The 20,705-nt window shown below is 65.0% G+C and carries 17 protein-coding genes, 1 other RNA gene and 1 pseudogene; 3 read left to right on the top strand and 16 right to left on the bottom strand.

Going from position 1 to position 20,705, the window contains the following annotated elements; translation table 11 throughout:
- Together D4754_RS14945 and D4754_RS14940 are read right to left on the bottom strand one after the other, a co-directional pair.
- Positions 1–501: a lysozyme inhibitor LprI family protein gene (locus D4754_RS14945; RefSeq protein WP_121064984.1), complete on the bottom strand. Its 501-nt coding sequence runs from the start codon at positions 499–501 to the stop codon at positions 1–3.
- A gap of 43 nt (positions 502–544) precedes the next feature.
- On the bottom strand, positions 545–1,708 hold the full coding sequence (locus tag D4754_RS14940; RefSeq protein ID WP_121064982.1) for an isovaleryl-CoA dehydrogenase: 1,164 nt from the start codon (positions 1,706–1,708) through the stop codon (positions 545–547).
- 230 nt (positions 1,709–1,938) lie between these two features.
- Between D4754_RS14940 and D4754_RS14935 the strand changes: the two genes are divergently transcribed.
- Complete coding sequence (locus tag D4754_RS14935; RefSeq protein ID WP_121064980.1) at positions 1,939–2,379, top strand: hypothetical protein; 441 nt, start codon at positions 1,939–1,941, stop codon at positions 2,377–2,379.
- Positions 2,380–2,480: 101 nt separating this feature from the next.
- Here the strand turns inward: D4754_RS14935 and D4754_RS14930 are convergent, their stop codons facing one another.
- The 13 genes from D4754_RS14930 to D4754_RS14870 all read right to left on the bottom strand — a co-directional run bounded on the left by D4754_RS14930 (position 2,481) and on the right by D4754_RS14870 (position 19,062).
- Positions 2,481–4,253, bottom strand: coding sequence for a SulP family inorganic anion transporter (locus D4754_RS14930; protein ID WP_121064978.1), 1,773 nt, complete (start codon positions 4,251–4,253; stop codon positions 2,481–2,483).
- A gap of 183 nt (positions 4,254–4,436) precedes the next feature.
- A complete protein-coding gene (locus D4754_RS14925; RefSeq protein ID WP_121065335.1) occupies positions 4,437–5,150 on the bottom strand; it encodes an alanyl-tRNA editing protein in 714 nt (237 codons plus the stop codon).
- Positions 5,140–7,665, bottom strand: coding sequence for a DUF3772 domain-containing protein (locus D4754_RS14920; protein ID WP_121064976.1), 2,526 nt, complete (start codon positions 7,663–7,665; stop codon positions 5,140–5,142). The genes D4754_RS14925 and D4754_RS14920 overlap by 11 nt, the downstream gene beginning before the upstream one ends.
- Before the next feature lie 7 nt (positions 7,666–7,672).
- A complete protein-coding gene (locus D4754_RS14915; protein WP_121064974.1) occupies positions 7,673–8,707 on the bottom strand; it encodes a cysteine synthase A in 1,035 nt (344 codons plus the stop codon).
- 64 nt (positions 8,708–8,771) lie between these two features.
- Positions 8,772–9,965, bottom strand: coding sequence for an NUDIX domain-containing protein (locus D4754_RS14910; protein ID WP_121064972.1), 1,194 nt, complete (start codon positions 9,963–9,965; stop codon positions 8,772–8,774).
- Between the two features lie 127 nt (positions 9,966–10,092).
- A complete protein-coding gene (locus D4754_RS14905) occupies positions 10,093–11,313 on the bottom strand; it encodes an SAM-dependent methyltransferase (protein WP_121064970.1) in 1,221 nt (406 codons plus the stop codon).
- 208 nt (positions 11,314–11,521) lie between these two features.
- Complete coding sequence (locus D4754_RS14900; protein WP_121064967.1) at positions 11,522–12,946, bottom strand: cryptochrome/photolyase family protein; 1,425 nt, start codon at positions 12,944–12,946, stop codon at positions 11,522–11,524.
- 45 nt (positions 12,947–12,991) lie between these two features.
- Positions 12,992–14,215, bottom strand: coding sequence for an aminotransferase class V-fold PLP-dependent enzyme (locus D4754_RS14895; RefSeq protein WP_121064965.1), 1,224 nt, complete (start codon positions 14,213–14,215; stop codon positions 12,992–12,994).
- Between the two features lie 169 nt (positions 14,216–14,384).
- Positions 14,385–16,028 carry a BCCT family transporter gene (locus D4754_RS14890; protein WP_121064963.1) on the bottom strand — a complete coding sequence of 548 codons (1,644 nt, stop codon included), beginning with the start codon at positions 16,026–16,028 and terminating at the stop codon, positions 14,385–14,387.
- A 64-nt stretch (positions 16,029–16,092) separates the two neighbouring features.
- Positions 16,093–16,512, bottom strand: coding sequence for a universal stress protein (locus tag D4754_RS14885; RefSeq protein WP_121064961.1), 420 nt, complete (start codon positions 16,510–16,512; stop codon positions 16,093–16,095).
- Between the two features lie 175 nt (positions 16,513–16,687).
- Positions 16,688–17,680, bottom strand: a complete 993-nt coding sequence (gene acuI, locus D4754_RS14880; RefSeq protein WP_121064959.1) for an acrylyl-CoA reductase (NADPH) — start codon at positions 17,678–17,680, stop codon at positions 16,688–16,690.
- A gap of 24 nt (positions 17,681–17,704) precedes the next feature.
- Positions 17,705–18,556: an alpha/beta fold hydrolase gene (locus tag D4754_RS14875; RefSeq protein WP_121064957.1), complete on the bottom strand. Its 852-nt coding sequence runs from the start codon at positions 18,554–18,556 to the stop codon at positions 17,705–17,707.
- Between the two features lie 5 nt (positions 18,557–18,561).
- The gene (locus D4754_RS14870) at positions 18,562–19,062 is read right to left on the bottom strand and encodes a DinB family protein (RefSeq protein WP_121064955.1); all 501 of its coding nucleotides are present in this window, start codon (positions 19,060–19,062) and stop codon (positions 18,562–18,564) included.
- A gap of 110 nt (positions 19,063–19,172) precedes the next feature.
- Here D4754_RS14870 and ssrA point away from each other — a divergent pair.
- Both ssrA and D4754_RS24395 read left to right on the top strand, forming a co-directional pair.
- Positions 19,173–19,522: a transfer-messenger RNA gene (ssrA, locus tag D4754_RS14865) on the top strand.
- A 194-nt stretch (positions 19,523–19,716) separates the two neighbouring features.
- A pseudogene (locus tag D4754_RS24395) lies at positions 19,717–19,806 on the top strand (NIPSNAP family protein); the annotation flags it as partial.
- Between the two features lie 92 nt (positions 19,807–19,898).
- Here D4754_RS24395 and D4754_RS14855 read toward each other — a convergent pair.
- Positions 19,899–20,417 (bottom strand): hypothetical protein, encoded by a 519-nt coding sequence (locus D4754_RS14855; RefSeq protein ID WP_121064953.1) that lies wholly within the window; start codon positions 20,415–20,417, stop codon positions 19,899–19,901.
- Positions 20,418–20,705 lie beyond the last annotated feature (288 nt).

The raw sequence follows: 20,705 nt of genomic DNA, 5'->3' as shown, positions 1-20,705 counted from the left end.
TCAGTTCTGTTCCGGTATCAGGAAGACCGCCTGTTCGGCGGTCGTCTGCATCATGCAGCCGACCCATGCCGGACCGGCGCCGGACCCATCGGTCCACTGCGCCATCACGTAGTCGCACTTGGCATCGCGGAAGGCGATCCACTGGCGCTGCATCTGGCGCAGGTTTTCCGCGACCTTGAAGTCGCGCCCGCCCATGGCTTTCATGTCGGCATCCGTGGCCTTGGCCTGGGCCATGGCGGTCTTGTAATTGGCGTTCAGCTGCGCATCCCACCACGCGCGCTCGCGATCCAGACACGCGCCGATCCCGGGCGTGGTCCCGCCCGACGGCGTGTCCATGCAAGCCTGCGCCGAGGTGCCCGCGCAGGCGAGTTTGGCCTCCGCCGTGCCGGCCGCGGCCACGCAATTGGCTGTGGGCGCTTCGGAAAAGGTGACGTCGATCCCCTGTGCCGCAACGGGCATGGCGGGCAGCAGAAGTGCAAGAAAGGCAAGTACGGTTTTCATGGTGGTCCTCCGGTTTGAGACCGGCACACTAAGCCCGCGGGGCTTAAGCCATCGTGCCCATCATTTCGCGTCCGATCAGCATGCGGCGGATTTCCGATGTGCCAGCGCCGATCTCCATCAGCTTGGCATCGCGGAAAAGCCGCGCCACCGGCGCATCCGCCAGGAACCCGGCACCGCCGAACGCCTGCACGGCCTGGTGCGCCTGAACCATCGCCTGTTCGGACGCATAAAGGCAGCACGCCGCCGCGTCCTGCCGGGTCACGTCGCCCCGGTCGCAGGCCTTGGCGACCTCGTAGACATAGGCCCGGGCCGAATTCATCGCCGTATACATGTCGGCGATCTTGCCCTGCATCAGCTGGAACGATCCGATGGGCTGCCCGAACTGCTTGCGTTCGGCCATGTAGGGCATGACCTCGTCCAGGCAGGCGGCCATGATGCCCGGCCCGATGGCCGCCAGCACCACGCGTTCGTAATCCAGCCCCGACATCAGCACCGCCACGCCGCGGCCTTCCTCGCCCAGCACGTTTTCAAACGGGACTTCCACGTCGTCGAAGATCAGTTCGGCCGTGTTCGATCCGCGCATGCCCAGCTTGTCGAAATGGGGCGAAGTCGAGAAGCCGGTGAAGTCCTTTTCGATCAGGAAGGCCGTCATGCCCTTGGATCCGGCGTCCTTGTCCGTCTTGGCGTAGACCACCAGCGTGTCGGCATCGGGGCCGTTGGTGATCCAGTACTTGTTGCCGTTGAGCCGGTAGTGATCGTTCCGCTTTTCCGCGTTCAGCGTCATCGACACCACGTCCGATCCGGCGCCCGCTTCCGACATCGCCAGCGCGCCGACATGTTCGCCCGAAACGAGCTTCGGCAGGTACTTGGCCTTCTGCTCCGGGCTGCCGTTCAGCTTGATCTGGTTCACGCACAGGTTCGAATGCGCACCGTAGGAGAGCGAGACACTGGCCGAGGCGCGCGCGATTTCCTCAACCGCCACGGCATGGGCCAGGTAGCCCATCCCGGCGCCGCCGAATTCCTCGTCCACGGTGATGCCCAGCAGGCCCAGGTCGCCCATCTCGCGCCAGAGCGCGGGCGGGAATTCATTGGAGCTGTCGATCTCCGCCGCCATGGGCCGGACACGCTCCTGCGCCCAGCGGTGGACGGTGTCGCGCAGCGCGTTCACGTCCTCGCCCAGATCGAACTGCATCGATGCGTTGAACATCCTAACCTCCCCGAATGTCTCGCCGCCACTCTGCCACATCATGCGCCCGGACGCGCCAGCGAAGTTGAGCGGATTAATGAACGCTTGTTCAAATATTAGATCCGGGCGGCGCGTCCGTCAAGCCGGCACGTCTGGAGCTTGGTCACCACGCAGCTTTTCTTGCGCGCCATGGCCCGCGGTCCTACGCTCAACCCACGCGGGCAACCGCCGGAACAGAGAAAGGCGAAAAGATGAAGTATCTTCCCCTCTCGGCCCTTGCCGCGTCGCTTCTGGCGCCCTCTACGGCCGCCATCGCCCAGGACTCCGCCCCCGACCTGACCGGCCGGTGGAGTTTCACGGCCGAGGCCGTCGGCTTTTCCTTCGATGCGGACGGCGAGAGCGGCGAGATCGTCTATCGGACCCTGGAGAACATCATCGAGTTCGACCAGCAGGACGGCCGCCGGATCTCGGGCAAGGAAATCCACGAAAAGGCGTCCGCGGGCCCCGAAACGCCGCCGCTGGAACGCGTGGCGGGCGTGATCGATACCGAGGACGCAACCGTCTACATGGTGGACGAGAACGGCTTCCGCACCTGCCGCATCGTGGACACCGATACCATGTCCTGCGTCTATCAGCATGTTCTGGGCCATCGCGCGGACGTGTCCATCGCGACATGGAAGCGCGAGAAATAGCAAAGCCCTGGTGCAGACGTAGGGTGCGTGCTCTGCACGCACCGCCCGGCAAACGCTTCGACCGGTCCGCCACGGTGCGTGGGGACCACGCACCCTACGCGCTATTGCAGGCCGTGGCAGGTTGCGGCCGTCCGCGGATCCTTCAGCGCCACGCGGGCCAGGCCGGGGTCGAGCGCTTCAAAGGCGTCGTACTGGGTCAGGTAGATCTGGCCGGTCAGGTCCTCGACGAATGTCGTGCGTTGCAGGCGGTCCATGACCGGGCCCTTGACCTCAGACAGGTGGAAGGTGACGCCGGAATCCTTAAGGTGATGGTTGATCTCCTCCAGCGCCTCGAGCGCGGAGGCGTCGATGGCGTTCACGGCCGAGCATTGCAGCACCACGTGCCGGATCGCCCTGTTCCGTGCGACGTCGGCGTAGATGCGATCCTGCAGGAAGCGGGCGTTGGGGAAGTACAGACTTTCGTCGACCCGCAGCATGTGGATGCGGGGGGAAGTCACGACGCAGTGGCGGTCGGTGTTGCGGAAGTGCTCCGTCCCCGGGACCTGGCCTATGACCGCGCAATGGGGTCGCGAGGTGCGGTAAAGGTGCAGCGTGATCGACAGGCCCACACCGGCGACGATGCCCACCTCCACCCCGAAGCCCAGCGTCAGCAGGATGGTCGCAAGCTGCGCCGCGAAATCGCTTTTCGAGTAGGGCCAGATCCGGGCCAGCGCGCGGAAATCGACAAGGCCCAGCACGGCCACGATGATCGTTGCGGCCAGCGTGGCGGTGGGCAGGAAGTAGACGAGCGGCGTCAGCGCCACGGCGGCGATGGCCAGCCCGATGGCGGTGAAGGCCCCGGCTGCGGGCGTTTCGGCGCCTGCGTCGAAGTTCACGACCGACCGCGCAAAACCCCCCGTCACGGGGTAGCCGCCGGTAAAGGCCGCTCCGATATTTGCAGCGCCCAGGCCGATCAGCTCCTGATCCGGGTCGACGCGCTGGCGCTTCTTCGACGCGAAGGTCTGGGCGACGGAAATCGATTCAACGAACCCGATGATGGAGATCAGGAGGGCGGGCACCGCCAGCATCTCGATCAGGTCGAACGACAGGTCCGGCATGGTCAGCGGCGGCAGGCTTTGCGGAACGGACCCAACGATCCGCACGCCGGCCTCGTCCAGCCGAAAGGCCCAGACGGCCAGTGTCGTCACCAGAACGGCGGCGACAGGCCCGGCCTTGGTCACGACATCGGCCAGCTTGGGCCGCAGACCCAGCGACAGCAGCAGCGGTTTCAACCCCTTGCGGACCCAGAACAGGAACGCCATCGCCAGCGCGCCGATGACCAGCGTCGCGATGTTCGTGTCGCCTAGGTTCCCCGCCAGAGAGCCCAGCATTTGCGGCAGCGTATGGCCGTGCGCCTCGATCCCAAGGACATGGCGAAGCTGGCTGGCAGCGATCAGAAGACCGGACGCGGTGATGAAGCCCACGATCACGGGATGCGACAGGAAGCTGGCCAGGAACCCCAGCCGGAAGAGGCCCATCGCCAGCAGGAACAGGCCCGACAGCAGCGCCAGCGTCAGCGCGGCGGCGGCATAGCCCATCGTCCCCTGCTCGGCCACCTGCCCCACGGCCGCCGCCGTCATCAGCGACACGACGGCGACCGGGCCCACCGCCAGCGCGCGGGAGGTGCCGAAGATGGCATAAAGGAGGATCGGCGCGATCGAGGCGTAGATCCCCGCCTCGGGCGGGAGCCCGGCCAGCATCGCGTAGGCCAGCGACTGCGGGATCAGCATGATTGTCACGATCACCGCGGCCAGCATGTCGTTCGACAGGGTGTCGCGCGTGTAGGTCCGCGACCAGTCCAGGATCGGCAGGTAACGGTGCAATCGTTCGAACATGGTCGCCTCGCTTCAAGCCCGGTGGCCCGATGACACGGCGGAGGCGACGGGCGTTCCGCCAGTCTGCACCTCCCGGATTGCCATTTGGTTCACATGCCGGGACCAGCCCGCACGGTGGTTGCGGGCCTGCCATTCACATAGTCATATTCGAATATATCTTCAAGATAGAATGTGTCGCACGTCTCAATTGTCGAGATGCACGTAGACCCGACGGTTCTGGCGGCCCTTCTTTTCGATCTTGCCGATGCGGATGCGGCCGATCTCTCCCGTGCGGGCGACATGAGTGCCGCCGCAGGGTTGCAGGTCGATCTGGGTGTCGCCCTCGCCGATCCGCACCAGCCGGATACGCCCCGCCCCGCGCGGCGGCGCGACCGACATCGTTTTGACGAGGCCCGGATTGGCGTCCAGTTCCGCTTCGGTGATCCACGTCTCCGACACCGGCAGATCGCGGTCGATCAACGATTGCAGTTCGTGCTGCAAGGCCTCCTTGTCGTCGGGCGGTGTGTCCATCACGAAGTCGAGCCGCCCCTTCTCGGCCGTGATCGCGCCACCGGTTACAGGCAGCGGCAGCACGACCGACAGCAGATGCAGGCAGGTATGGACGCGCATATGGCCCAGGCGCCGATCCCAGTCGAGCGTCTGGGTGACCTCGGCCCCCACCTCGGGGCGTGCGCCTTCGCCCGGGATCAAAAGGATGCCGCCGTCCGCCTTCTCGGCCGTCAGGATCGGGCAGGAACCACCGTCCCATTCCAGCTTGCCCGCATCGCCCGGCTGCCCGCCGCCGGTGGCATAGAACAGGCTGCGGTCGACGGTGATGCCGTCTTCGGTCACGGCAGTCACCACGGCCGGCGCGGTGCGCCGATAGGCGTCTACGGCAAAGTAGGGATCAGCGGCCATCGCCACCTCCATCGGCATCCGTATCGAAATCGATCTCGCGCTGCGGCGTCGGTTCTTCCTTTGGCGTGTCAGGGGTGGACACCTGATCGTCCTTCGCGAAGTTGTGGCGCGAGGTGCCGTGGAAGGCATGTGCGCCCGGCAGCACTTCGGGGTTTCTCAGCCACAGATCCTGCTGCGCGAACGGGATCTCGATGCCTTCCTTGGCGAAGCGTTCGGCGATCATGTGGTTCATTTCCGTCTTCACGTTCAGCATCCAGTTCACGTCGCGCAGGATCGCGCGGATCTCGAAGTCGAGCGAACTGGGCCCGAAGCCCACGAAATTGATCATCGGCCCCGCCAGAACCATCGGGTGGGAATTGGCGATGTCCAGCAGGATCTTTTCCACCCGCCGCGTATCGGTCCCGTAGGCCACGCCCACCGACACGATGACCCGGCCCACGGTGTTGCCCCGGGTGAAGTTCACCACCGTGCCGGAAATCAGGTCCGAGTTCGGCAGGATCACGTCCGTCCGGTCGAAGGTCTCGATCCGCGTGGCGCGGACCGAGATGTCGCGGACATAGCCCATGTTGGTGCCGACCTGGATCCAGTCGCCCTTGGAGACGGGCCGTTCGATCAGAAGGATGATGCCCGACACGAAGTTCGACACGATGGTCTGAAGCCCGAAACCGACGCCGACGGAAAGCGCACCGGCGACGATGGCCAGCGACGACAGGTTGAACCCGGCGCTGGTGATGGCGATGAGAGCGGCCAGGAAGATCCCGACATAGCCCACGCCCGACACCATCGCCGCCTGGCCGCCGGGGTCGAGCCGTGTCTTGGGCAGGACCGAGTTCCGAAGCACGCCCTGCAACAGCCGCGTGCCGATCAGCCCGATGGCGAAGATGATCACCAGCACCATCAGCGACGTGGGCGAGATCACCACCCCGCCAACCTTGTAACCTTGAAGGAAGCGCGTCCAGAGTTCCGTCAGATCGGACACCCGCGCGCCCCAGACCAGCGCAAGGAACGGCAGCAGGATCAGGGTAAGAACGAACCCCATGGCCACCGCAAAAAGCGAATCCGTCCCGCTGTCGTCACGGCCTACGGCCAGCGCGAAGACATTGCCCAGGAACCGGTGCAGGATCAGCGTGACGCCGACCAGAGCCAGCGTAAGAATGAGCGGAAAGATGATCCCCTTTGCGGCCTCAATATAGCCGATGGCGGCCAGGATCGGTGCGATCACCACCAGGAACATCACGAAGCGGTTCAGGACCGGCAGCCATGTATCGACAATCGACGAAGACGCGTCATCGTCCGCGGTCGGATCGTCCGAAGCTTCAGGGACATCCTGCGGCGTGCGCTGCAAGACGCCCAGTTGCAGGACGCGCAGCAGCAGAAGCGACGTGATGACGATAAGCGGAAAGACCGTAACGGCCATCGACGCCAGGGTGATGTCCGAGATCTGGCCATAGAGATCGGTCAGGTTGGCAAGAACCAGCATGACCGCCAGCAGGTCGATCATCAGGCGCAGTTCGGCCGGACGTGTGACGTTCATCAGCATCTCGCCCTCGGCTTCCGCCAGCCGGGTCAATTGCATGCCCAGCCAGTGAAATCCCAGGATGATCCCCCCCCAGAACGGCAGCGCATTCAGCAGAAGGCGCCCGCGCGGGCCGTAAAAGCCCGTCAACTCGATCCCCTCGGACAGCGCAAAAAGCCCGGCGATCGGGATGACGATCATCATCAGCGTCGCAAGGAAGCTCCAAACCGGCGCACCGCGCCCGCCGCGGTCCGCCGCATACTGACCTAGGCGCCGGGAAATCCGCACGCCGCGCAGCATCAGGGCCAGGCCCACGATCACCAGCAATACGATCTGCGGCAGGTCGCGCGAGGCCCTGGCGCGGGTGTCCGGCGACTGGAACGCGGTCCGGACCTCGGAGACAAGGGCCACGAAGACTTCGTGCAGTTCCTTCACCGCGCCGGGCCAGTTGGCCGGATTCACCGGGATCGGATCGCGGGACAGGAATTTATCCGTCTGCCGCGTCCGCAGGATCTGGTCGATCTGCGTCACCAGGCCGTTGGCGCGCAGATAGGCTTCTTCCGCGATCACCTGCGGCGCCTTCAGTTCCGACAGTTGCGCGTTCAGATCGGCCCTCAGCCGGGCCACGTCATCGGCTTCGGTCGCGCCGTCCTCGGGCTTGGGGCCAAGGGCGCTCAGCTGCGATTCCAGCGTGGCGATGCTGGCGGCGTTGCTGTCACGCAAATCGGCGAATTGGGAGCGGTATCCGGCGATCGTCGCGCGTTGGCTTTCCAGCTGGGCGTTCGTGCTTCCGTCAGCGGCAATCACCGCTTCCGCCTGCTTGGCGGCACTGTCCCAATCATCCAGCAGCGCCTGCGTCGGCTCGTCCGGCGTGGTGTCCTGTGCCGCGCCGGGAACCGCCGCGAAGGCCAGCACCAGCACCAGGGCACACAAGGCGAACGCCCGGAAGAGCTCCGGGCGTGTCAGGCCGCGCGGACGGCTGGTCAGGATCTGCGGCATGGAAGCCTCACGTATCGACGAAGACGCCCGGAATGCTGCGGGGAGACTCGGTCATCCATTCCGGCACCGGCAGCTCTTTCGAGCGCAGGAAGTCGGGGTTGAAAAGCTTCGACTGGTAGCGCGTGCCGTAATCGCACAGGATCGTCACGATCGTATGGCCGGGGCCAAGATCCTTGGCCATCCGCACGGCGCCGGCCATGTTGATCGCCGTCGACGATCCCATCACCAGGCCTTCTTCACGCAGCAGGTTGAAGATGTAGGGCAGCGCTTCCTTGTCGGTGATCTGGTAGGTGAAATCGGGTGTGAACCCTTCAAGGTTCGCCGTGATCCGCGCCTGCCCGATGCCTTCGGAGATGCTGGTGCCTTCGGCGTGCAGTTCCCCGGTGGTGTAATAGGAATAGAGCGCCGCGCCCATCGGATCGGCCAGCCCCACCTTCACACCGCGCGGTTGCAGCGCGGCGGCGACACCCGCCACCGTCCCGCCGGACCCTGCCGAGGCCACGAAGCCATCGACCTTGCCGCCGGTCTGCTGCCAGATTTCGGGGCCGGTCGTTTCGATATGGGCCTGCCGGTTGGCGGTATTGTCGAACTGGTTCGCCCACAGCACGCCGTTGGGTTCGCTCTGCTTCAGTTCCTGCGCAAGACGGTCGGAATAGCGCACGAAGTTGTTCGGGTTCGAATAGGGCGCCGCCGGCACCTGGATCAGCTCGGCCCCCGCAAGGCGCAGCATGTCCTTCTTTTCTTCCGACTGGGTTTCCGGGATCACGATGACGGTCTTGAACCCCATCGAGGCGCCCACCAGCGCCAGCCCGATACCGGTGTTACCGGCCGTGCCTTCCACGATGGTCCCGCCGGGCTGCAATTCGCCCCGCTTCACCGCATCGCGGATCATGTAAAGCGCCGCGCGGTCCTTGACCGACTGGCCCGGATTCAGGAATTCGGCCTTGCCCAGGATTTCGCAGCCGGTTTCCTCGCTGATGCGGCGCAGCCGGATCAGAGGAGTGTTGCCTACGGCTTCCGCCAGATCGCGTGCAATTTGCATGTCTCTCCCCTTCTTGGCCATCCGACCGATTGGAGGCCAGATGTAGCCGCGGTGGCAGGTGACCTCAAGCGCTGTCGCGCAGAGTGTCACGATGACGTGCCAGCCACAGCAACGTGGTGACGAGCGGCAGGTCCTTGAAGGCGCCCGCGTCGAATTCCGCCATCAGCGCATCGAAGGACAGGACGCGCGACCTGATATCCTCGCCCTCTTCTTCCAGCCCGCCCCGCGAGTCGACATTCGAAAGATCCGCTATGCCGATGTAAAGATGCAGGAATTCCGTGGAAGACCCGGTCGAAGAATAGGCCCCCGCGACCTTTTCCAGCCGGTCCAGTTCCAGCCCCGCCTCCTCCTGCGTTTCGCGGCGCGCGGCGGTTTCGGGCGCCTCTCCGGCGTCGATCAGGCCCGCAACGGGCTCCCATACCCAGGGGTTGGGATCGCCCAGCACGTAGACGGGCGTGCGGAACTGTTCGACCAGCAGCACCTCGTCGCGCAACGGATCATAGGGCAGCACCACGACCGCATCGCCAACCCAGAGCGCCGCACGCTCCATCGCGTCGCCCATCGTTCCGTCATAACGGCGAACCTTCAGCGAGATTTCGTCGAGCGCGAAGAAATTGGCGTAGGCGCGGCGGAACCACTTTTCCTCGACGTGATCTTCGACCCTCCGGTCGGGATCGGCGGGTCGTTTCGCCGCCGCAATACGGGCCGTGGCGCGGACGCCGATGATGCCGTCGCGGGCCGTGATTTCCTCGGGCGTCATGTGACCGTGAAGCAGCGCGAATTCCACCGCTTCGGCTTCCGCCTGCTCACCGTGGGTCTGCGCCCAGTCGGGCAGCGACCACAGGCCATCGGCGACCATGGCTTCGGGCGCGGGCATGAACATCTCCGCCTCGATCTCCTGCCCATCGTTCAGGCGGACGGCGATGCGTTCCAGCGTGTAGCCCCAGCCCAGTTCATAATCGCTCAGCCGCGCGACGTCTTCGGCACTGGCGTCCGTCAGCAGCAGCAGCGTCGCCTGCGCGCCGGGCTGGTGCGCGATCATCGGCCAGTCGCCGCCCGCGACCTTGTACACGACGTGATCCGGCATCGTGCCTTCAGCCAGCGTGTCGGACGCGGGCACGCGGCCAAGGACCGTCTGCAAGACGGGGATGTGGCGCAGCGTGCCGTAGAAGGCCATCACCCGCTTGCCCTGATCGGCGGCCGGGCGGAACGTACCCGAGGCGTTTTGCATCGCAGGGACGGGCGTGGGGTCGGTCATGGCGCTGGCTCCGGGAATAACCTTCCCCGCGCCATAGAGCGCGCCGCCTCCCTCGCGCAACCCCGGCCGGACCAGCGCCCGCCCGAAGCGTCAATATGACCGAAGATTTGCCCGATGTCGGGGCGTGCTAGCCCTTGACCGGCACGGGGCGCGTGACGGTGATCTGGGTCACGTCGCACACGGCGCTTTCGAAAGCCGCCGCGCACGAGGTCAGGTAATACCGCCACATCCGGCGGAACCTGTCATCGAACCCCATCCGCGCCAGTTTTTCCCAAGCCTCGTCAAAGCTTTCCAGCCAGCGGCGAAGCGTCAGCGAATAGCTCTGCCCGAACTCCACCGACGGGCCGACTTCCAGGCCCGAGCTCTGGATCTGCGTCCGCAGAACCGACGGGCTGGGCAGCATGCCACCCGGGAAGATATGCTTCTGGATGAAATCCACGCCGCGGCGATAGCTTTCCCATCGGTCGTCCCGCAGCGTGATGATCTGCAGCGCCGCATTGGCCCCGGGCTTCAGCCGCGCCTTCAGGGTGTCAAAGTAGACTGGCCAGTACTTTTCGCCCACCGCTTCGAACATCTCGATCGAGGCGACGCCGTCGTAGGTGCCTTTCTCGTCGCGGTAATCCTGAAGCCGGAATTCGACGCGGTCCTCAAGCCCGGCCCGCCGGATGCGGTCGCAGGCGAAATCGTATTGTGCCTGGCTGATCGTCAGGCCCGTCACGCGCAGCCCGTGCACGCCCGCGGCGTATTCGGCGAAGCCGCCCCAGCCGCAGCCGATCTCAAGCACGTGATCGCCTTCCTTCACGCCGATCTGTTTGACAAGGTTCTCGTACTTGGCGATCTGCGCGCGTTCCAGGCTTTCCTGCCCGGTGGTGAACAGAGCGCTGGAATACGTCATCGTATCGTCCAGCCAGTGGCCGTAGAAATCGTTCCCAAGGTCGTAGTGGTGGGCGATGTTGCGTTTGGCCTGCGCCTTGTGATTGCGCTGGAGCCAGAACCGCAGCCGTTCGAAGGCGCGGACAAGGCCCATGCCGGGGAAGCTGTAGGCCAGATCGTCCTCGGCTTCGTGGATCAGGTCCATGAAGGCCTGCAGGTCCGGCGTGGACCACCAGCCATCGATGTAGGCATCCGAAAAGCCCAGATCGCCTTCGCGCACCAGACGGGCGAACAGATCGGCGTTATGAACCTCGATCACCACCGCCGGGCCGGGTTCGTCGCCCTTGCGGCGGAAGGTCCGGCCGTCTGGCAGGACGACATCCACCTGTCCGTGGCGCAGATGCGCCAGCATCGCGAAGGTCGACGCGAAGTAACGCGGCAGTCCGTCCTGTCCATCTGTCGAGGTCAAGATCATTCCCAAATTCCCACAAGGTCCCACTGATGCGGAAGGGTAGTCCGCAAGGTGCATGCAACAAGTCTCCGGTCGGTCAGGCAACGCTTTTTCCCGTTCTGTGCCGAAAGTTGGGGCATTTCCGCCACCAAGGCGGCAGAACCCGGTCCGCCCGCGGCCGCCAGTAGCGCCGGGGCACCAATCCCGCGCTCCCGGGAATCCATGGGACCCGTCATTCCTTGTGCCCCTCGTAGGCCGCCAGAGCCGCCTCGCGCCCCTCGCGCAGCGTGACCTTTGGGTCTGGATAGGGATCGCCTGGGGATAGCCCCCACTTCCTGGGAACCGCATCGAAATAGCTCAGCGCCTCCGGGCCGGGATCCTTTTGCCCTTCGGCGATCCAGCGAGCCACGTATGCGCCCTTGGGGTCGAACTTCTCGGCCTGCGTTTCGGGATTGAAGATCCGGAAATAAGGCGAGGCATCGGGGCCGGAGCCCGCAACCCACTGCCAGCCCATGGCGTTCGAGGCCGGATCCCAGTCGACAAGGCAATCGTCGAACCAGTTCATGCCGATCTTCCAGTGCACCAGCAGGTGTTTCGTCAGGTAGCTGGCCACGATCATGCGGGCGCGGTTGTGCATGCGGCCGGTCACGTACATCTCGCGCAGGCCGGCATCGACCAGCGGCACGCCGGTGCGCCCCTGCTGCCATGCGATGACACGGGGATGATCGCGGTCTTCTTTCCATGGGAAGCCATCCCATTCCGCCCGCCAGTTGTCGGTCAGCATGCGGGGCGTGTGGTGCATCAGGTGATAGGCAAACTCGCGCCAGACGAGTTCCTTCAGGAACGTCTCGGCCCCCTGCGCGCCCTGCTCCATCGCCGCGTGGCCCGCGTGCCAGGCCGTATGCGGACTGATTTCGCCCAAGGTCAGGTATTGCGAAAGGCCCGAGGTCGCGTCCTCCGCGACCATGTCCCGTTTTGTCCCGTAAGCACCGATCTTGTCGTCGATGAACTGGTCGAGCGTGTCCCGCGCCGCGGCTTCGCCCGGGCGGACATTTTCCGCCACGACATCCGCGCCGCGGTTCATGCGGGCACCAAGCTGCCATTCCGTGCGGTCCTCGCTGTCGGGCCATGCGTCGGGGGCCGGGATCTTTCCGGGCGCGGACAAGGGCGTTTCCACATCCCTGCCCCGAACAGACTTCCACATCGGCGTGAAGACCTTGTAGTAATCGCCCGTCTTCGTCTCGACCGTCCAGGGTTCGAACAGCAAGTGCCCGCCGAACGACCGCGCGTCGATGGCGGCGTCCTTCAGATCCGTCTTCACGGCCGTGTCGCGGGTGACGGAGGCCGGATCATAGGCGCGCGTCCAGTAGACGGCTCCTGCCCCGGTTTCCTTGATCAGCGCGTCCAGAACGTCCTTCGCCGGGCCGCGACGGCAGATCAGATGGCTGCCCGCCTCCTTCAGCGATGCCGCCAGCCGGTCGAGCCCCAGCCCAAGCCGCCATGCAGGTGCGGCGCCAAGGGCTTCGGTTTCGGGATCAAGGATGAAGACAGGCACAACCGGCCGGCCCGCCTTGCAGGCGGCGCTCAAGGCGGGATGGTCGGCCAGCCGCAGATCGCGGCGGAACCACAGCAGGATGGGCGAAGTATCGGACGTCACGAAGAACCTCTTTACAAAGGGTTACGCACCCCGCCCGCCACCGGATCACAGCACGGCGTCGAGTGCCTCCAGAAGCTGCGTGATCTCCGCGTCCGACGTGTAGTGCGTGAAGCTGAGACGCAGCACGCCGTGCTCCTCGGCAACTCCCAAAGCGCCCAGAGCGCGCCCGGCGTAGAAATCCCCGCCACCGGCCATGATCCCGTGTTCGGCGAGCGCCGTGGCGACGGGCAAGGCCGGGCGGTTCAGCGCCAGTGCCAGCGTCGGCGCGCGGTTTTCGGCGGTGGACGGTCCGATCAGCCGTACGTCGTTGCGCGCCGACAGGCGGTCCAGCAGCGGCTTCAGGGCCTGGGTTTCCCGGGTACGCATCAGGTCGTGGACGAAGGCCGACCGTTCGGCCGGGCCTGCGCCATCGGGCGCGCCATGATGGGCGGCGAGCGTGTCGATGTAATCCGCGATCCCGGCGCAGGCGGCGACCTGTGCGTGGTCCGGCCCCGCGGGCGTGAAGCGCTTGTAGAGCGTGTCGCCGTTGAAATGATGCGCCTGGTTCGGCAACAGCTCTCCCAAGGCCCGCCGGATCGCCATGATCCCCTGATGCGGGCCGTAGGTCTTGTAGGCCGAAAACAGGTAGATATCCGGCCCCAGCGCGCCCACATCGGGCAGGCCGTGGGGCGCATAGGACACCCCGTCAACGCAGACGAAGGCGCCCGCGGCATGGGCGATGGCGGCAATCTCGGTCACCGGGTTGATCTCTCCCACCACGTTCGAGGCATGGGGAAAGCAGACCAGTCGCACCTTGTCATCCAGGAGGTTGGCCAGGTCTTCGGGGTTCAGATGGCCGGTTGTCGGATCGATCCGCCATTCGCGGATCTCGATCCCGTCCTGGGCCAGCCGCCGCCACGGGCCGGTATTCGCCTCATGGTCCTGGTTGGTGACGACGATTGCCTCGCCCGGCGACATCCACTGCCGGAAGGCCTGCGCCAGCACATAGGTGTTCTGCGTGGTCGACGGCCCGAAGGACAGTTCGTCCGTGTCGATGCCCATCATCGCGGCAAGGCGCGTGCGGGCTTCATCCATCTCCTCGCCCGCACGGCGGCTGGCCTCGTAAGGCGCGTAAGGCTGCACCTTGCGCGTATGATAGTAGCGCGTCAGCCGGTCGATCACCTGCGCGCAGGTATAGGAGCCGCCGGCATTCTCGAAAAAGGCCTGGCCCTGAAGCTCGGGCGCCGAAAAGGCCGGGAACTGGGCGCGGACGAATTCGGTATCAAGCATGCGGAGCCTCCATTTTCAGCGCAATCGAGACAAACCCCGTGCCGCGCGGAAGGTCAAGCGCCGCCGGAAATGGCAACAGCCATGTAAACGACCAGAACCCCGTAAACGAAAAGGGCCCCGGCAATGCCGAGGCCCCGATCCTCAATGTCGGCCACGAAGGCCCGGCCCGTCAGCGCGAATGGCGTTCGGACACAAGCCCCTTCCAGATCGAGAAGCACATCACCAGAAGGACAATAGTGAAGACCAGCCCGGTCGAGATCACCATGGATTGCAGGGCCGCAAGCCCGCCGCCCACCAGCAGCGCGATGGCCACGGCGCCTTCGAAGATGCACCAGAACACCCGCTGCGGCACCGGCGCGTCGACCTTGCCGCCCGCGGTGATCGTATCGATCACAAGCGAGCCGGAGTCCGACGAGGTGACGAAGAACACGATGACCAGCACGATACCGATGAACGAGGTCAGCGAGGCAATCGGCAGCGGATCCAGCATCTTGAACAGCTGCAGCGGCAGATCGGCGTCCTGCGCGGCGGTGTAGCCGTCGGTGACAACCTGGTGGATCGCTGTGCCGCCGAAGATCGACATCCAGAACACGCAGACCAGCGACGGGATGATCAGAACGCAGGTCACGAATTCCCGCACCGTGCGGCCGCGGCTGACCCGGGCGATGAACATGCCGACGAAGGGCGACCAGGAGATCCACCACGCCCAGTAGAAGGCGGTCCAGCCCTGGCTGTAGTTCACGTCGTCACGGCCGAAGGGCATCGACAGCGGGATCAGGTTTTCGGCATAGGCCAGAAGGCTGTCCCAGAAGAAGCTCAGCAACCAGACGGTCGGGCCGGTGATCAGCACGAACAGCGCCAGCAGACCGGCCAGGCCCATGTTGATCTCGGACAGGATCTTGACCCCGCCGTCGAGCCCGCGCAGCACCGAGATCAGCGCCACCGCGGTGATGGCCGTGATCAGGATCACCTCGGTCCCGGTGCCGATCGGAATGCCGAACAGTTCGTTCAGGCCCGCATTCGCCTGCGTCGCACCGAACCCAAGCGAGGTGGCAAGGCCGAAGAGCGTCGCGAAGACGGCAATGGTGTCGATGAGGTGGCCCCACCAGCCCCAGACGCGTTCGCCCAGCAGCGGGTAGAACGCCGACCGGATGGTCAGCGGCAGACCCTTGTTGAAGCTGAACAGCGCCAGGGCAAGGGCGACCATCGCGTAGATCGCCCACGGGTGCAGCGCCCAGTGATAGATGGTGGCCGCCATGCCAAGCCGGATCGCGGCTTCCTGGTCACCGGCCGCGCCGCCAAGGGGCGCCCAGTCGGTTCGGATGCCGTTCTCGCCCACGGCCGTTCCGCCGAACGCCGTCGAAAAATGGCTCATCGGTTCGGACACGCCGTAGAACATCAGCCCGATGCCCATGCCGGCCGCGAACAGCATCGCGAACCAGCCGATATAGGAATAATCGGGTGTCGCCTCCGCGCCGCCCAGCCGCACGCTGCCCACCGGCAGAACGATCAGCGCCAGCGCGAAAAGCACCACGAGGTCACTGGCCCCAAGGAAGAACCAGTCGAAGGTCTTGGTCGTGTAACTGAACATCGACGAGAAGACGGAAGACGCCTGCTCGGGCAGGGCCAGCGTGTAGAACACGAAGGCCACGATCGCGACGCCGGAGATCAGGAACACCGGGTTGTGAATGTCGAGCCCGAAGGGACCGATCTGGGTTTCGATATTGTCCTGACCGATCTCGTACTCGGTCTCGATTACATCCGAATGCCCCTCGGGCTCGGGAATTCCCTGATTGGTCGTTTCATCGGCCATTTCGGCTCTCCCTCGTCATTATTGTTGCAAGAACCGCGCGGACGCGGCGGCGGGACGTGGCGGCTCAGCCCTCGCGGATCAGAAGAACCGAACAATGCGCATGCGAGGCCAGATGCCCGCCATGAGAGCCCAGGACGTAATCCAACGCGCCGGGAACATGAGAGGCCATGATCACAAGCTCGGCCCCGGTGTCCGAGATCGCCTTCAGCAGGGCCTTGTTCAGGTCCACGCTGGGATCGTGGCTGAGGATGGGATCGGACGACGCCGTGAAGCCACCCTTCGTGCCCTGGTCGGCGGCAAAGGTCTTCAACTTTTCGGCATACTCCTCGGGCGTGTGCGCGACCGATGTGGGCGCCGCCGTGCTGACACCTACGAAGATGACCTCTGCCCCGTATTGCTTGGCCATGTCTGCGGTCACCGTCAGCGCGCGCGTCAGGCGGTCGGCATGGGCCAGATCCACCGGAACCATGATTTTTGCGAACATTTCGCACCCCTTCCAGTCGTTTTATTTTTTTCGTGCCGGTCTCTTGGACCGGACACCTGTCACCCTTGAGGCCAGCGGACACGCGCGGACTTTCGCCCGCGCGTCTCGACGCGGCACTTCCATGCCAGTGTGCGACAGTTAGGCCCGCGTGTCGAGTGTACCGCCCAGGTTGTGCTTATCCGTTCACGTCGACAACGACGCGGCCCTTGACCTGCCCCTTCAGGATGTCGCTTCCCAGCCCCGGCACATCGGCCAGGACGGCAGGCACCGTCATCGCCTCTAGCTTGTCCAGGGGCACATCGCGGGCGACTCGGCTCCACGCGCGTTCACGGTCGGCATAGGGGCGCATCACGGAATCGATTCCCAGAAGGTTCACGCCGCGCAGCAGGAACGGGATCACCGTCGCCGGAAGGCCCGAGCCGCCGGCAAGGCCGACGGACGCGACCGACCCGCCGTATTTCATCTGCCCCAGCAGGCGGGCCAGCATCGCGCCGCCCACGGCATCGATGGCACCGGCCCATGTCTCGGCTTCCAGCGGGCGCTTGACGGTTTCGGAAATCTCGTCGCGCGGGATGATTTGCGAGGCGCCCAGATCGCGAAGGTAGGCTTCGGTTTCCGGGCGCCCGGTCACCGCCGCAACCTCGTAGCCCGCCTTGGCCAGGATCGCCGTGGCGACGGATCCCACGCCGCCCGCCGCGCCGGTGACCAGCACCGGGCCGGATTCGGGCGTGACGCCGTGATCTTCCAGCGCCATAACCGCCAGCATCGCGGTGAAGCCTGCCGTGCCCACCGCCATCGCCTGTTGTGTCGTCAGCCCATCGGGCAAGGGCACCAGCCAGTCGGCCTTCACGCGGGCCTTCTGGGCGTATCCGCCCCAATGCACCTCGCCCACGCGCCAGCCGGTCAGCACGACCTTGTCGCCGGGTTTGTAACGGGGATCGTCCGATGTCTCGACCGTGCCGGCGAAATCGATGCCGGGCACGTGCGGATAGGTCCGCACCAGCCCGCCGCCGGACCCAAGGCACAAGCCGTCCTTGTAGTTCACCGTCGAGTATTCGACCGCGACCGTTACGTCGCCGTCGGGCAGACGGTCTTCGGTCAGGTCCTGGATATGCGCCTCGGTCTTGCCGGTCGCCTCGTCCTTTTCGACGATCAATGCCTTGAACATGAAATCTTCCTCCGATCTGTGTGTCTATGGTGATGTGGGAAGCCGCTGCCCGTCCAGAAAGGCCAACAGCGCGGGATTGACGCGGTCGGGCGTTTGCGCGGCGGCAAGATGTTGTGCATCGGGGAGGATCTGCAGGCGCGCGCCGGGGATCGTGGCGGCCACGGTTTCAGCCACCAGCCGCGCGGCGGGGCGCGTGGCCTCGCCACACAGAACCAGTGTTGGCAGGTCGAAGCCCGCCAGCGCCGCCCGCGACATCGAGCCCGGCACGGCCGCACCGCAGGCGGCGAAATCGTCGGCCACGCGGCCGATGGTGGACAGGGCATAATCGCGGATCCGCGGCTCCATCGCGGCATAGGCGCCGGGGCCGCTCCAGAAATCGATGAAGGATTCGGCCGCAGCGTCCGGCCGGCCAAGGTGCAGTTCGACGAACAGCCGCGCGGTGATCTCAAGGTGTTCGATCTTCTCGGGCGCGTCCAGTTCTTCCAGCAGGCCGAACAGCACCGGTTCGATCACCGTCAGGCTTTGGAAGCGCGCGCCGTGGTCGCGGATCAGGTGAGACGCCACCACCCCGCCCATGGAGTGACCCACCAATTGGACCGGGCCGCGGATGCCCAGATGGTCCAGCAGGCCGGCTATCGCCGTCGCATCCTGCACCGGGGCAACGGGCACCCCGCGATGCGGCACGCCCGATCCGCCATAGCCAAGCAGATCCGGCGCGATGAAGTCGTACCGGTCGCCCGCCGCCTCCATCAACGCGCGCCACTGGCCGGAATGGCTGGAGGAACAGTGCAGAAGCAGCACAGGCGCGCCCTGCCCCGCGCGGCGATACGAAACCGTCTGCCCGCCGATCCGGGCCGTTCCCTTGACGATGTCCATGACCGTCACTCCGGCATCATGAACAGGTCGGTCACCGGCGCCTGCCCGCCCGCGGCCGTAAGCATGGCGTGGATCTGGCCGCGATGATGGGTCTGGTGGTTGAACATGTGCACCACGCAAAGCGCCAGAGGCTTCGTCACATCCGCCTTCGCCACCCCCGAAAACCAGGTGATGGCACCGCGCAGGGCGGTCTCGTCCACCGTCTTGCACCAATCGGCGATCCGGTCATCCATCTGCGACCGCGCCCGCCCCCAGCTTTCCACATCCGGGTGGACCGCCACGCTGTCGGGAATGCCCACAGCAGGCTTCGACCCGCCATCGAAGCGCGACATCCACATCTCGTCGCCCCATATCAGGTGATTGAGCGTTGCCCGGATCGACCCGAAGAACGCGCCTCGGTTCAGGTCCAGGTCCTCGGTGCTCAAAGGCGCAAGGCAGTCCACCAGCTGCGCATTCTGCCAGCGGTTATAGCGCGCCATGAGCTGGCAATAGGCGGGATCGATCATGATTGTCCTTTCGATGGCGGCCCAAGGCCCGGGCGCCGGCACCCTGCGCCTTGATGTCAGGCCACGCAATTCCTGACAACATGCCCGGCACCGCCGCAATCCGCGCGGACCGGATTGCATCGCCCGAACCGCCCCCCTATATTGAGGCTGTCCTTCGGGACTATGGACATAAACGCGCTCGTAATAAGCGGATCGGACCCGGGGGCGGTACCCGGCGGCTCCACCAAACATCCTTCATTTGGGGATCATGGGGCCGAAACAGGATCGACGAACGTCTAAAGGGGTTTTGCTTTGTCCCGGTGAGGTACCACCGTTATCGGTCCGAACAGTACAATTGCAAATGACAATCGTGCTCCGGTTGCAGTTGCTGCGTAAGCAGTAACGAATACCGAAACTTAACTCCTGGGGCCTAGCAGCTTCAGGCGGGGTTCGCAGGCACCTGGCAACAGAAGCCTGCACTTATTCCCCCTTCATGCCCTCCGCCCCGCGACCTGCCTGTTGCTGTCCGGCGGGAACGTGCGTCGGAACGCGGCTTCTGCCGGTGGCGAAATCACGCGGCTGTCGGCCTCGCGCTGCGCCCTGGTCAAAAGCGCCGTGCCCAGCGGGCCGGCCAGATGCCTGCGCCGGGGCACGGCCATCCCCCGCAACGGTGCGCGGCTGACGGCTGATCCGCTGGGAGAACAGAACTACGACGTCGCCCAGGCCGCGAAGTTCATCCTGCGCGAAGACAGGACCCGATTGAAACGCGTCGACCAGGGCCGAGCGCACGAAAAAGGGACCCCGACCTACAGCCCAGGGTCCCCTCATGACTTTCTAGCACTGAAGCCAGACCGGCCTCAGCCGGCTTCGCATTCGCGCAGCAGCGTCGTGGCGGCTTTCGTGCCTTCCAGCGAGAACGTGTGCACCGGGCCGTCCTTGACGTGCACGGTCAGCGTGTTCTTGTTGACGAAGTCATCCACGAACTTCGGATTGTCGATGACCATCATGGCGCCCTGGTAGCCCGGCTCGATGCCCGTGGTCACTTCGGTGGCGATGGAGCTGTAGGAATAGTCCTCTCCATCGACCGCAAGCTCGATCTTCACGGTCTTGCCGTCGTCCAGCATGGTTTCGGTGTCGGTCGTGAAGACGCCCAGGTAACCCTTGGTCGGGTCGTTGAAGGCGAAGCCGGCCTGCATCATCGTGTCACCGTTCTTGCGCATCATCACGCAATCACCGGTGTCGTCGCTTTTCATGACGTTCCAGTCACCCGCGGTGCCGAATTCCGAGAAATTCCAGACCGAGCTGTCGGATGCCAGAGCGGAGCCGGCGACTACGCTGAGTGCCACGGCGGTGCCTGTCAGAAAACGATTGTTCATTTGCAAAATCTCCAAGTTACCCTCCAGTCTCCCGGTGCGGGAAACTGCCCAAAAATCGGGCGCCGACGAATCGCTTCGCCGGGCTCCAACTTCAATTTAGTGTGGACGATCAATCCGTTTGCCACAACGGCGGATTGAACGGGCGCCTGCCTCTGGCAGTAAGTTTACTAACCCTATGGTAGAAAGTTGAACCCATGACTTTTAGAACTCGAAATGCGCACCGTGTCGCCCTTCCGCGCCGGACCTGACCGCTTAATCCGGGGTTGACGCGTGAGCCGCCCATGGTGC

Source organism: Chachezhania antarctica (assembly GCF_003646465.1).
GTDB classification, from domain to species: domain Bacteria; phylum Pseudomonadota; class Alphaproteobacteria; order Rhodobacterales; family Rhodobacteraceae; genus Chachezhania; species Chachezhania antarctica.
Note: the sequence above shows the minus strand (reverse complement) of the source record. Positions and strands in the feature narration are given on the sequence as shown.